Annotated in this window: 11 protein-coding genes; 3 read left to right on the top strand and 8 right to left on the bottom strand. The window is 58.8% G+C overall.

What is annotated here, in order from left to right:
• Positions 1–11 precede the first annotated feature (11 nt).
• From hypF to VN577_02145, 6 genes are read right to left on the bottom strand one after another with little or no spacing between them, the layout of a single operon-like run.
• Positions 12–2,363 (bottom strand): carbamoyltransferase HypF, encoded by a 2,352-nt coding sequence (gene hypF, locus VN577_02170; GenBank protein HWR13607.1) that lies wholly within the window; start codon positions 2,361–2,363, stop codon positions 12–14.
• Between the two features lie 3 nt (positions 2,364–2,366).
• Positions 2,367–3,038, bottom strand: a complete 672-nt coding sequence (hypB, locus tag VN577_02165; protein HWR13606.1) for a hydrogenase nickel incorporation protein HypB — start codon at positions 3,036–3,038, stop codon at positions 2,367–2,369.
• Positions 3,035–3,397: a hydrogenase maturation nickel metallochaperone HypA gene (locus VN577_02160; GenBank protein ID HWR13605.1), complete on the bottom strand. Its 363-nt coding sequence runs from the start codon at positions 3,395–3,397 to the stop codon at positions 3,035–3,037. Before VN577_02160 ends, hypB begins: the two co-directional genes overlap by 4 nt.
• Before the next feature lie 30 nt (positions 3,398–3,427).
• Positions 3,428–4,483, bottom strand: a complete 1,056-nt coding sequence (gene hypE, locus VN577_02155) for a hydrogenase expression/formation protein HypE (protein ID HWR13604.1) — start codon at positions 4,481–4,483, stop codon at positions 3,428–3,430.
• Positions 4,483–5,613, bottom strand: a complete 1,131-nt coding sequence (gene hypD / locus VN577_02150) for a hydrogenase formation protein HypD (GenBank protein ID HWR13603.1) — start codon at positions 5,611–5,613, stop codon at positions 4,483–4,485. The genes hypE and hypD overlap by 1 nt, the downstream gene beginning before the upstream one ends.
• A complete protein-coding gene (locus VN577_02145) occupies positions 5,610–5,882 on the bottom strand; it encodes a HypC/HybG/HupF family hydrogenase formation chaperone (protein HWR13602.1) in 273 nt (90 codons plus the stop codon). Before VN577_02145 ends, hypD begins: the two co-directional genes overlap by 4 nt.
• A gap of 159 nt (positions 5,883–6,041) precedes the next feature.
• Here VN577_02145 and VN577_02140 point away from each other — a divergent pair, with 159 nt between their 5' ends.
• Positions 6,042–7,745 carry an ATP-dependent DNA helicase RecQ gene (locus VN577_02140; GenBank protein ID HWR13601.1) on the top strand — a complete coding sequence of 568 codons (1,704 nt, stop codon included), beginning with the start codon at positions 6,042–6,044 and terminating at the stop codon, positions 7,743–7,745.
• Here the strand turns inward: VN577_02140 and VN577_02135 are convergent.
• A complete protein-coding gene (locus tag VN577_02135) occupies positions 7,742–9,154 on the bottom strand; it encodes a cytochrome P450 (protein HWR13600.1) in 1,413 nt (470 codons plus the stop codon). The two genes, VN577_02140 and VN577_02135, sit on opposite strands and share 4 nt — an antisense overlap.
• 130 nt (positions 9,155–9,284) lie before the next feature.
• Here VN577_02135 and glpK point away from each other — a divergent pair, with 130 nt between their 5' ends.
• Positions 9,285–10,781 carry a glycerol kinase GlpK gene (gene glpK / locus VN577_02130; GenBank protein ID HWR13599.1) on the top strand — a complete coding sequence of 499 codons (1,497 nt, stop codon included), beginning with the start codon at positions 9,285–9,287 and terminating at the stop codon, positions 10,779–10,781.
• A 20-nt stretch (positions 10,782–10,801) separates the two neighbouring features.
• Here the strand turns inward: glpK and VN577_02125 are convergent, their stop codons facing one another.
• Positions 10,802–11,839, bottom strand: a complete 1,038-nt coding sequence (locus VN577_02125; protein ID HWR13598.1) for a HEAT repeat domain-containing protein — start codon at positions 11,837–11,839, stop codon at positions 10,802–10,804.
• Positions 11,840–12,189: 350 nt separating this feature from the next.
• On the opposite strand from VN577_02125, the gene VN577_02120 reads away from it, so the two are divergent.
• The gene (locus VN577_02120; GenBank protein HWR13597.1) at positions 12,190–12,546 is read left to right on the top strand and encodes a hypothetical protein; all 357 of its coding nucleotides are present in this window, start codon (positions 12,190–12,192) and stop codon (positions 12,544–12,546) included.
• Positions 12,547–12,580: the final 34 nt, after the last annotated feature.

Below are 12,580 nucleotides of genomic sequence, written 5' to 3'. Positions count from 1 at the left end.
TTTCTTTCCTGTTACGAACGCAACTGGGATGCCGCGATCATCGCCTGGCCTAAACTCAAACCGCCATCGTTACATGGCACTTCCGATTGTGTGAGGACCTCGAAGCCTGCCAATTCCAGCCGCCGTTGCAGATTTTCAGCGAGGTAAAGATTCTGGAACGTGCCGCCGCTCAAGCAGACCTTCCGCAGACCAGTGTCTTTGCGAATCGCCTCGGCGACTTCCGCAAATATTCGGACCAGACCATCATGGAAGCGCCGCGCAATCACCCCGCGCTCGACTCGGGCACACAAATCGCGAACCATCGCTTCGAATAATTGTCGCGTGTGAATAATGCGCGTGCCATCCTGTTCGCAGATCTCGAACTCGTACGCATCACGCTCTTCACCCGGAACAATCGTGTTCTCTAACTGGATCGCCGCCTGCCCTTCGTAGCTGACTATATTGCGAATGCCCGCCAGGGCCGCCACGGCATCGAAAAGCCGTCCGCAACTCGATGTCAGTGGTGAATGAATTCCCTTCTGCAACATCTGGACGACGACGCCGAGCTTTTTCAAATCAAGCGATCTTACAAAGGGGATATCGAGATTCGCGAACTCCGCCCCGAAGTGATGCCGCAAATAGCTCACCGCCATTCGCCACGGTTCGTGGATCGCCGCCGCTCCACCGGGAAGCGGAATGTATTCGAAATGCGCCGCTCGCTCGAAACCCGTATAGTCGGCGATCAGCACCTCGCCGCCCCAGATCTTCCCATCCGTGCCGTAGCCGGTCCCATCCAGGGAGAAACCAATCACACTCTCATCCAGACCGTTTTCGGCCATGCAACTCGCGATGTGCGCATGATGATGCTGCACGCCAATCAACTTCTTGCCTTTCTGCTCAAGCGCCCACTTCGTCGACAGATAGTCCGGATGCAGATCGTACGCAACCGCCTGTGGCTCAATCTCCAGGATTCGCGTCAGATGCTCGACCGTCTCCTCAAAAAAGCCGAAGCTCTCCATGTTTTCGAGGTCGCCGACATGCTGGCTCAGGAAGGCCGTCTTCGCCCGTGTCAGGCAGATCGTATTCTTCAGTTCCCCGCCCACAGCCAACACCGGAGGCAGGTCACGGTTGAGGAACACCGGCATCGGCACGAACCCACGCGACCGGCGGATCTGTCTTATCTTCGCTCCGCTCACGCGAACAACCGAATCGTCGCTGCGAATCAGGATCTCCCGGTTGTGTACGAGGAACCAGTCGGCAATATCTCCAAGCCTCTGGAGCGCTTCCTGGTTATCGATGGCGATCGGCTCTTCGCTCAGGTTCGCCGACGTCATCACTAACGCCTTGAACTTCCCTGCAGCAAAGATCAGGTGATGCAGCGGCGTGTACGGGAGAAACACTCCCAGCTCATGAATTCCAGGCGCCACCGACTCCGCGATTCTGTCTGATACCTGATAGTTCCCCATGCCTGCCGGCTTTTGGCAGATTTGGGAAACCACTTTCCTGCGCAGCAACACAATCGGCCGCTGCACCGACTCCATCACACGCCGCGATTCGTCGGGCAACTCGCAGTACCGTTGCGCTGTCTCCACATCCGGCACCATGATCGCCAGTGGCTTCTCGAACCGACGCTTGCGCTGCCTCAGTCTCTCCACGGCATCGTTGTTCGTCGCATCCACCGCAAGGTGAAATCCGCCGAGCCCTTTGATCGCAACGATCTCGCCGGCTCGTAATCTTGCAACCGCTGCTCCGACGGGATCCTTCCCGGTCACGGCTTTCCCAGTCGCATCCCACAACTGCACCTGCGGGCCACATTTCCAGCATGCATTCGGTTGCGCATGAAATCGCCGATTTGCCGGGTCGTCATACTCACGCTGGCATTCCGGGCACATCGGGAAGACCGCCATCGAGGTCAGCGGCCTGTCATAAGGGATATCGCGAACAATCGTGAAGCGTGGGCCGCAATTCGTGCAGTTAATGAACGGATACTTGTAGCGACGATCATGCGGATCGAACATCTCGCGCAGGCAGTCCTGGCAGACCGCCACGTCCGGCGAGATCAGCACTTTCTGCTCTTGCGTGCCGTGACTCATGACGATCCGGAATTCCCGGTCGCCATGTACCGGCAACTCAGAGACATCAAACGTGACAATCTTGGATAACGGCGGTGCCTCTGGCCTTACCCGTGCGATGAACTTCTCGACCGGGACGGCATCGCCCTCGACTTCCACGTCCACTCCCGCCGAATCGTTCAGCACCGTTCCGGCAAGGCCGCACTCTTTCGCCAATCGATAGATATAAGGACGGAACCCAACTCCCTGCACCACGCCCGTGATCTGTATGCGCTTTCGAACCAGTGAGCCGGGTTGGGCTTTTGTGGACATGCATCAACGCACAGGCGCGCCGATCGCTTTCTCCCGTCGTGCTTCCAGCCAGTTCAGCCATTGATCGAGCCCAGCGCCCGTTGTGCACGACACTTCGATGATCTCCGCTCCCGGATGCACTTTCTGGATGTTCTCGCGTGCCTTCGCCATATCGAACGGCACGTACGGCAGGAGATCGATCTTGTTAATCACCGCCAGTTCTGCCTTGAAGAAGATGGACGGGTACTTCAGCGGCTTATCATCGCCCTCTGTAACGCTCAAAACTACGACCTTGGCATGTTCGCCAAGGTCGTAGCTGGACGGGCAGACCAGGTTTCCCACGTTCTCGACCAGGAGGAAGTCGAGGGCCCCAAGGTCCCAGCCCACCAAATGCTTTTCGATCATTCGCGCATCCAGATGGCACGTGCCGCCCGTCGTAATCTGCTTCACCGGAAATCCTGCGCGCGCCAACCGGATCGCATCGTTCTCTGTCTGTATGTCGCCGGTCAGCACCGCGACTCGCGTGTCCTTCGGAAAACGTTCCAGCGTGCGCTCCAGCAGCGACGTCTTCCCCGATCCCGGCGAACTGATGATGTTCAGGCAAAACACATCGTTCTGGCGATAACGTTCGCGCAACTGCTCAGCCAGGATCTGGTTTTCATTCAGGACTTTCTTTTCCACCACCACGCGACTCATGCTTCCGCTCCTTCCAGTTCTTCCGCCTCGATATACGCGATGTCCAACTCGTCTCCGCTCAGATTCACTGTTGCCAGTGAATGGCACGCCGGACATTCAATCTCGTAATCTCGCACCGCGAATTCATTTCCGCACTGTGTGCACCGGTTCTTGCGTGGGACACTCTCGATCACAAGTTTCAGCGATTCCCACTCCGTGTCTTTGGTGATCGCCTCCCAGCCAAATGTAAGCGAGTCGATATCAACACCGGAGACTTCGCCAATCCGCAGGCCCACTGCCTTGAAACTCGCTTCAGGATGGAGCTTCCCCTCACGTTCGACTGCATCAAGTATTGACGTTGCAATGCTGAGTTCGTGCATCCTGTCCCCTAGCCGCTAGCTCCCCTGCCGTTAGCAAATCCTCGGCAGCTGATCGCCCGCGAGCATATCGACGATTCGCGTAGTCCCGAAGGCAGTTCTCATAACCACAGTTCCCGGATGCTTCTCCGTCACCGTGCCAATCACGCGTGCTTCGCGCCCGTACACGTTTTCGCGCATGGCAGCCACGACACGGTCAGCCGCAGCCGCTTCGACGATGGAAATCATCTTTCCTTCATTTGCCACGTACAGCGGATCCAACCCCAGCATCTCGCACGCGCCGCGTACTTCTTCGCGTACCACGATCTGCTCTTCCTCAATCATCATGCCCACCTGCGAACGCGTGGCGATCTCGTTCAGCGAACTGCTGAGACCGCCGCGCGTCGGGTCGCGCATGCACCGGATGGCCGCGCCAGTACCGAGCATGGCGTCAACAAGCTTGTGTAACGGAGCCGTATCGCTCTCGATTGTCGTCTCGAACTCCAGGCCTTCTCTCTGCGCCAGGATCGCAATTCCGTGGTCACCAATGCTGCCACTCAGGATGATCTTGTCCCCGGGCTTTGCTTTCTCGCTGCCCAGCATCAGGCCATTCGGTACCACGCCGATTCCCGAGGTGTTAATGAAAAGGCCGTCGCCCTTTCCTTGCTCGACAACTTTCGTGTCCCCGGTCACGATCTGCACGCCTGCCGCATCGGCCGCCCGATGCATCGAATCGGCAATCTTCTGCAACGATTCCATCGGCAAACCTTCTTCCAGGATGAACGCCACGCTCAGGAACAGCGGCTGCGCTCCCCCCATGGCCAGATCGTTGACCGTCCCATGAACGGCGAGCGAACCGATATCGCCACCCGGAAAGAACAATGGCTTCACCACGAAGGAATCGGTCGTCATCGCCAGCCGTACGCCATCAATCGCGAATGTCGCCTGGTCGTTCAACTGATCCAGTGTCGGATTCCCAAACGCCGGCAGGAACACCCGTTCCACCAGTTGCGCCGAAAGCTTTCCGCCGCTCCCATGCCCGAGCAGAATCTTGTCTCCGGCGGGAATCGGGGCTGGGCACGTAATCGTCAGTTCCGTCTTCGTGCTCATCAGTCCGTCCCCACGTGCGTATCAACCGGCAAGGCCGATGGAGCCAGATGCCGCTTGTACTGGTAGTAGGCCGAGCATGCGCCCTCCGGCGACACCATCGGTGCTCCCAGCGGCATCTCCGGCTTGCAGCGCGTCCCAAACGCCGGACAATCGAGCGGCTTCTTCAATCCCATCAGCACCTGTGCCGCAATGCACTCCTTCGACTCTTCGACCGTGCGATCTTCCAGCCCGAACACTCGCTCTGCATCGAAGGCTGCGAACTCCTCGCGGATTCGCATGCCGCTCAGCGGAATTTCGCCGATACCGCGCCACTTGCGGTCGCAAACCTCGAACACCTCTTCCACGGCCCGCTGCGCCGGAAGGTTTCCGTACCGTGTCACTGATCGCGCGTATTGGTTCTGCACCTCGCAGCGACCTTCTTCCAACTGCATCACCAGCATGTGGATCGCTTCCAGCAGGTCTAGCGGTTCGAATCCCGCCACCACAATCGGCACCTTGTATTTCTTCGCCAGCGACTCGTACTGGTCGAATCCGACCACCGTACACACATGCCCCGGCGCGATGAACGCTTGCACGCAATTGTTCGGCGCATCCAGCAGCGTCCGTATCGCCGGCGGAACCAGCACATGCGACGCCAGCAGGTAGAAGTTTTTCAGCCCTTCACGCTTCGCGGCCAGTACGGCCATCGCGTGCGGCGGTGCTGTCGTCTCGAACCCGATGCCGAAGAACACCACCTTCTTCTCCGGGTTCGCCTTCGCCAGCTTCACCGCCTCCATCGGCGTGTACACCACGCGGACATCGCCGCCATCCGCTTTCACGTGAAAGAGATCTTTCTGCGATCCCGGCACGCGCAGCATGTCGCCATAGGAAACGAAGATCACGTCCGGCATCGAGGCAATCTCAATCGCCTTGTCCACCACTTCCAGCGGCGTTACGCAGACCGGACATCCCGGCCCGTGTACAAGGTTGATCTGCTTCGGCAGCATCTCTTCGAAGCCATAGCGCACCAGCGTGTGCGTCTGGCCGCCGCAGATCTCCATCATCGTCCACTCGCGCGACACCTTGCGCGTGATCTCATCCACCAGCTTGTGCGCGATCTTCGGATTGCGGAACTCGTCGATGTACTTCATGAGCGCTTCACCGCGGCATCGGACTCCTCCGGCTCGAGTTCGTCCTGAAGATTGGCAAGGGTTTGCAGCGCCTCGAGAGTTTTGTGGGCTTCTTCTTCGTCAATTTTGCTGATGGCGAATCCCACGTGGACCAGAACGTAATCGCCGACGCCGGCTTCCGGCACCAGGTCCAGGCTCGCCGTGCGCGTAATCCCGCCAAACTCAACCTTGGCGATCCGCCCGACGCCCTCGTCCACGCTCACTACCTTGCCCGGGATGGCAAGACACATAGGAGAATTCCTCCCCTTCGTACTGTTCAGAAGGTTATTGAGGGGGCGTCACTCCAGTCTGTGACATGTAAACACTACGGACGGTCAGGTCAACAATTCCCAAGCCGCTGATTCCAAGCACCAATCGCCTCTCTCGATCTCCGCATCTTTACTAAGTACATGGACACGCCCGCGCCGCTCTCACCGGAACTGCCCGAAGCCACGCCTCAACCTGCTGTCGCCGAACCCACCGCTACTCTCGACTGGTCGGTTCTCTCCGACGAAGCCCGCCGCTTTGGCGTTCGTAAGTTCCGCCCCGGACAGCGCCAGATCATCGAAGCCGTCCTCGCCGGCAAGAATGTGCTCGGAATCATGCCCACGGGCGCCGGCAAGAGTCTCTGCTACCAGCTTCCGTCCTTGTTCCTGCCGAAGGCCACTCTCGTCATCTCACCTCTGCTCGCCCTAATGGAAGACCAGCGCGCCAAGCTCGAAAGCGTAGACATCGGCGCAGCCAAGCTGAATTCTCTGCTCACCATTCGCGAGGAGCGCACCGTCATCGAAGAGATCCTCGCCAACGAGCACCCCGTCATCTTCATGACACCCGAGCGCCTCGAAGACCAGGAAACGCTCGACCTGCTCAACCATCACGGCGTCTCGCTCTTCGTCGTCGATGAAGGCCACTGCATCTCGCAATGGGGACACGACTTCCGCCCCTCCTACCTCTCGCTCGCTCACGCGCGACGCCAACTCGGCAATCCGCCGGTTCTTGCGCTCACCGCCACTGCACCCAAGGAAGTCTCCGACGACATCATTCGCGAACTCGACATCCCCGACGCCACCATCATCAACACCGGTGTCGAACGCGAGAACCTCGTCTTCGAAGTCCAGCGAACCACTACGAAGCAGAAGAAACTCGCGGCTCTGCTCGACATCGTTCGCAACACCGAAGGTACCGGCATCATCTACACCGCGACGGTTCGCAGCGCGAATGAAGTCTGCCAGTTCCTCGTCGACAACCGCATCAAGGCCACCAACTATCACGCCAGGCTGAAGGCTCGCGACCGCGTTGCCGCACAGGACGGTTTCATGAACGATGCCTTCCGCGTCATGGTCGCCACCAAGGCCTTCGGCATGGGCGTTGACAAGCTCGACATCCGCTACGTCATCCACTACCACTTTCCCGATTCACTTGAGAGTTACTACCAGGAAGCCGGACGCGCCGGACGCGACGAGAAACCCGCGCGCGCCGTCCTTCTCTACCGACGCGGCGACCGCCTCATCCAGCAATACTTTCTTTTGCGGAAGTATCCCAGCCGTGAAGACGCGCTCAAGATTTACGAGCACATCAAAACGCTTGCCGCGCAGAACGGCGGCTCCATCCATGTGAAGGCTGTCGCGGAATCGTCAGGCTTCTCTCGACGTCTGGTGAAGGTCGTCGCTGCCGAGCTCGAAGACTTCGGCATCGTCATTCGCCGCGGACGCAAGCTCCTCTTCCGCCGCGAATTCCGCAGCACCGACGAAGTCCAGCAGTTCGTGCTCGTCTACGACATCCGCCTCGCCAACGACCAGCGCCGTCTCCAGCGCATGATGGGCTATGCCGAATCCACCGCCTGCCGCATGCGCCTGTTGCGCGACTACTTCGGCGACGAGCCCCAACTCGACTGCGGACTCTGTGACAACTGCCGCGCCCGCGCCGAAGGCCGTCTAGGACTCAACGCCGACACCCAACCCGAAGCCGTCTTCGACGAAGGCCAGCGCGTCCGCCACCCGCGCTTCGGACAAGGTGCCGTCATCCGTTCCCGCGGACGCCGTGTCATGGTCGAATTCGACGATCCCTCAAAGCGCCGTACCGTCCACGCAGCGTACCTGCAGAAGGTCGCCTAATGCTGCTCCGCCACCATCTTCATGCCATACTTTGGCCGCAGCGTGATCAAGGGCTGCGGCTTCACCCGATGCCCCGGAACCAGCCGCAGACGCCACTTCTGCGCCAGTGTCGCCAGTATCAGCACGCACTCCATCCACGCGAACGACTCGCCAATGCACTGCCTCGTTCCCGCGCCAAACGGAAAATAGCTGAACTTCGGCCTCGGCGGTACATCAGCCGCGAATCGCTCGGGCCGGAACTCCAAAGGCTCCGGCCAGTACCTCGCATCCCGATGCGCAATCCACTGCGATGCCAGCACCGTCGTTCCCTTCGGCAGGTAGTACGGACCAAGCTCAAAATCGTTCAGCGCCTTCCGTCCCATCGCCCATGCCGGCGGATACAGTCTCATCGACTCCGCCATCACCATCTCGGCATACTTCATTTGCGGGCCGTCGTCCACCGTCGGCACTCGCCCACCCAGCACGCGATCAATTTCAGCATGCATGCGCTCTTCTACTGAAGGGTTCTGCGACAGCAGATACCACGTCCACGTCATCGCATTCGCCGTCGTCTCATAACCCGCCAGAAATATCGTGATGATCTGGTCGCGCAAGTACTCCGAAGTCTCCGCCGACAAATCCTCCATCCGCTCGACTCCTGCTCCGCGCAGCATCATGTCAAGCAGGTCTTCATGCTCGCCGTCCGACCGCAACCGGTTCTCGATCATCCTCTGCACCACCGCATCCAGACGCGCCTTCGCCCGCCTGAACCGTCGCATCTGCGGAATGGGAAAATTCACCAGCGCCTCTGCCGCCGGAAGCACCACCAGGAAGTGGTACAGGTCCATGATCTGGTTGATCGCCGCGGCAATTTCTTTCACCTCCGGACCAAGCCGCGTGTCGAACAGCGTCTGCGACACAATCTCCAGCGTCAGGCCGATCATCTCCTGCGACACGTCCATCGTCTCGCCGTCGCGCCAACGCTCGCGCACTCTCAGCGCTTCGGCCGCCATCGTCTCGGCGTAACCCGTAATCCTCCGACGATGAAATGCAGGCTGCGCCACTCTCCTTTGCGCCCGATGCTTCTCTCCCTCGGCGGTAATCATCCCCTCTCCGAGCAGCATCTTCGTGCGCTGCACTGTACGCTCTTTCACGAAGTTGTCGTTTTGCACCACCAGAACTTCGCGGATCAGCTCCGGATCATTCACAAACACAATGTGCTCCGGCCCAATCCTGTAGTGCGATACCGGCCCATACTTCTCCACCAGGTATTCGAACAGCCGTATCGGATCCTGCGGACGAAACTTGCGAAACGCGTAGAAGATCAGGTTCAGTTCCAGCCCGGGCGGAAAGCGGTACTCTCGTTTCCGGCCACCAGCGGCCGCTTTCAACGAACTCTCATGTAAGACAGGAATGCGCTCAGAAGACATCGTTTAATCAGACTACCCAGCTCCTACCTTCGATGCAGCGAATCGTCTGCCTCGCCTCCGATTTGCCGCACACTCCAACCGCATCGCCACTTTGTCCGCCAACGAAAACCCTCTACAATCCCCACCCAAGATGCCCGAGCGCTACATTCTCGCCCTCGACCAGGGCACCACGTCCAGCCGCGCCATCCTCTTCGACCACCACGCCAACATCGCCTCGCTCGCCCAACAGGAGTTCCCGCAGATATACCCCGCTCCCGGCGACGTCGAGCACGACCCCGAAGCCATCTGGACGTCACAACTCGCCGTCGCGCATGAAGCCATCCGCCGCGCGCAAATCTCAGCCGAGTCCATCGCTGCCATCGGCATCACCAACCAGCGCGAGACCACCATCCTCTGGGAGCGCGCCACCGGCAAGCCTGTCGGGAATGCCATCGTCTGGCAAAGCCGAGTCAGCGCGCCGATCTGCGAACGCCTCAAGCGTGAAGGCCACGAGCCGATCTTCCGCCAGAAAACCGGCCTCGTCATCGACCCATATTTCTCCGCCACTAAGATCGTGCATCTTCTCGACTCGCATCCCGGACTGCGCGAGCGCTGCCATCGCGGCGAAATCCTCTTCGGCACCGTCGACAGCTATCTCGTCTGGCGACTCACCGGCAGCCAGTGCCACATCACCGACGTCTCCAACGCCAGCCGCACCTTGCTCTTCAACCTGCATAAGCTTCAGTGGGACCAGGAACTGCTCGACCTGCTCCGCATCCCGCGCGAAATCCTGCCGGAAGTGCGTTCGTCGTCCGAGGTCTACGGCGAAACCGACCCATCGCTCTTCGGACGCAGAATTCCCATCGCTGGCATCGCCGGTGACCAGCAGGCTGCGCTCTTCGGCCAGGCCTGCTTCACGCCCGGCACCGCCAAGAACACCTACGGCACCGGATGCTTCCTGCTCATGAACACCGGCGCGCAGCCGTTTCCGCCCGCCGATGGCCTGCTCACCACCGTCGCCTGGAAGATCGGCAACCAGGTCACCTACGCGGTCGAAGGCGCAGTCTTCATCGGAGGCGCCGTCGTGCAGTGGCTTCGCGACGGACTCAAGCTCATCCGTTCGTCGTCGGAAATCGAGTCGCTCGCCGCACAGGCCGAAGATTCCGGCGGCGTCTTTCTCGTCCCGGCGTTCGTCGGACTCGGCGCTCCTCATTGGGACCCGTACGCGCGCGGCGTAATCGTCGGCATCAAGCGCGAAACCACGTCGGCGCACATCGCGCACGCCGCGCTCGAGTCCATCGCCTACCAGAGCCGAGACGTGCTCCACCTCATGCAGCGCGCCACCAACCTGAAGCTCTCGCGGCTGAAGGTGGATGGCGGCGCGTCCGTCAACAATCGACTCATGCAGTTCCAGGCCGACATCCTCGACGTCGCCGTCGCCCGCCCAAAGATCACCGAAACCACAGCGTTAGGCGCGGCATATCTGGCAGGATTGGCGGTCGGCTATTGGCAGGACACGAAACACATCGCGCAACATTGGGCTTTGGATCAGGAATTCACGCCATCATTTGATGGGGCGAAACGCACTCGCCTCCTGCGCGACTGGAAGCGCGCAGTGGACCGGGCGTTGGGGTGGGAAACGGCGTAGGCATGGGCAGCGAGCAGGGATCAACGTCTGTTGTTAGTTGCGGCAGACCAAGACTTCCATTTCTGCACTAAGCCATCGCGATTTTGCAGGAATGTCGGCAGATCCGGAGAGTACTCTTCTGATTGTAATCCGGTAACTTCACTTAGGTACTTTAAGGCTGAAAAGGCGATATAGGGATCTGGATCATCTAGTCGCGCCAGCATAGCTGGGACTGCAGCGCGAGTGTTCATCTGTCTAAGGCAATTCACCGCCGAGTTTCTAATGACCCGATGCTTCGAACCCGATATCTCAATCAGGAGTTGAAGTTGACCATCTGTTAGTTGAGAGGGGCAGAGATTATTCGCAAGTTCCAGCACCCCGCCTTCACGTTCGACGGGTACACTGTCGAGAAACGATTTGAGCCCAGAAATATCTTGCATGGCGCATTGTTTGAAAAGGACGGCGTATGCCAAAGCAGCGATCCGCGTATCTCGATTGTGAAGCAACGGAACGGCTCGATGTATAAGGTGTGGGCTTTTAATCGAGTTCTTGATTCCAAGCAGCAACTCGAGATTAGTCCCGACTTGATCGTGATCAGCATCAGCCAACCCTTCTATCAGGTCAGCTTGCAGCATTTCTATTGCGCCCGATGAAGCGGTTGTAGGATCCGCCAATTTTGAAATAAAGAACCGGGCAAAGTAGTCATCGGAGTAGCTCAGATTGCCTGGAGCGCCTTGGTGCAGAAAAAACAGTGCGAATTGACCTGCTTTGATGGCTGGTTGAATTACGGACGGATTGTCATAGCTATAAAAACTAACTGTGAATTTGTCTTTAACAACACCTTTATATATGCGCCATGTAAGTACTTCGGCTTTCCGGAGTACTCTCCGAACTCGAACTCCGTTCAAGGTGATGACTTCTGGTTCAGAAGAAACAATGGATTGAACAGTCCCACTCGCAACAACATCTGATTTTTCCATCAATGCAGAAATATCGAGACTGCCAGGGACTGGCACCACGGTGCATAACAATGATGGCGTAGCTACACCGCACAAGAATACGAGAAGGGTCACGTTCAAAGCGCTTCGCGTTGTACACATATGAATTTGGTCCTCCCTCAAAAAATCCCGGCATGTGCCCCATGGTCCTTGTAGTACATGAGAGTATCGCCTTGAACTTGAATCCCGAGACCGGGAGTAGAACTGCGTGGTGACCCACAATTGCCTTCTTCTGGCAGATGTGGATACGGGCAGCTTTTCCAAATCCGAACTCCTACGCTAAAACGCGCATATTACCATTTGCTTGGGTGCCCCACATCTGCCTTCTTCCGGCAGATGTGGAATCGGGCAGCTTTCCCATTTCTGAACTCCCCCGCTAATACGAGCACATTGCCATTGCCGCCGTTAAGTCCGTGTGCCAACCTCTCCCCATGGACACCGCTCCCGAACTGCCGCGCAAGCAGTCGTTCCTCTGGGGCGTCGCTCTGGCTTGGATTCCCTTCCTTCTCTTCTTCGGAATCATGTTCCGCGGTGCATTTCGCGGTATGTCAGAGACAAAGGCCACCGGAGTTGGCGTTGTCTATGGCAGCCTCGCCGAGGCACTTGTCCTGTTCGGCGCCGTATCGCTGCTCGGCGTCACCATCGCCGCCGCTGTCATGCTCGTCCGCTCCTTCACCGCCGGACGCCTCGGACGCAACCTCCTCATCTCCGTGTCCCTCGCCTGCTGCGCGCTAACCATCCTGTTCCTCGCCATACTGTTTTGGTCCGCACTCCGCGTTCATCAATGATTTCCATGCCCAACTCGCAATCCAAGCGGTTGCT

The organism is Terriglobales bacterium, assembly GCA_035561515.1.
In the GTDB taxonomy this organism is placed as follows: domain Bacteria; phylum Acidobacteriota; class Terriglobia; order Terriglobales; family Acidobacteriaceae; genus DATMXP01.
This window is presented reverse-complemented; position numbering and strand designations above follow the sequence as displayed.

What these genes read in the sequence shown, in the direction of transcription:
- VN577_02160 (HWR13605.1), bottom strand. Translation starts at nt 3,397, where the DNA reads ATGCACGAACTCAGCATTGCAACGTCAATACTTGATGCAGTCGAACGT.
- VN577_02145 (HWR13602.1), bottom strand. Translation starts at nt 5,882, where the DNA reads ATGTGTCTTGCCATCCCGGGCAAGGTAGTGAGCGTGGACGAGGGCGTC.
- hypE (HWR13604.1), bottom strand. Translation starts at nt 4,483, where the DNA reads ATGAGCACGAAGACGGAACTGACGATTACGTGCCCAGCCCCGATTCCC.
- hypF (HWR13607.1), bottom strand. Translation starts at nt 2,363, where the DNA reads ATGTCCACAAAAGCCCAACCCGGCTCACTGGTTCGAAAGCGCATACAG.
- hypD (HWR13603.1), bottom strand. Translation starts at nt 5,613, where the DNA reads ATGAAGTACATCGACGAGTTCCGCAATCCGAAGATCGCGCACAAGCTG.
- VN577_02140 (HWR13601.1), top strand. Translation starts at nt 6,042, where the DNA reads ATGGACACGCCCGCGCCGCTCTCACCGGAACTGCCCGAAGCCACGCCT.
- glpK (HWR13599.1), top strand. Translation starts at nt 9,285, where the DNA reads ATGCCCGAGCGCTACATTCTCGCCCTCGACCAGGGCACCACGTCCAGC.
- VN577_02120 (HWR13597.1), top strand. Translation starts at nt 12,190, where the DNA reads ATGGACACCGCTCCCGAACTGCCGCGCAAGCAGTCGTTCCTCTGGGGC.
- VN577_02135 (HWR13600.1), bottom strand. Translation starts at nt 9,154, where the DNA reads ATGTCTTCTGAGCGCATTCCTGTCTTACATGAGAGTTCGTTGAAAGCG.
- hypB (HWR13606.1), bottom strand. Translation starts at nt 3,038, where the DNA reads ATGAGTCGCGTGGTGGTGGAAAAGAAAGTCCTGAATGAAAACCAGATC.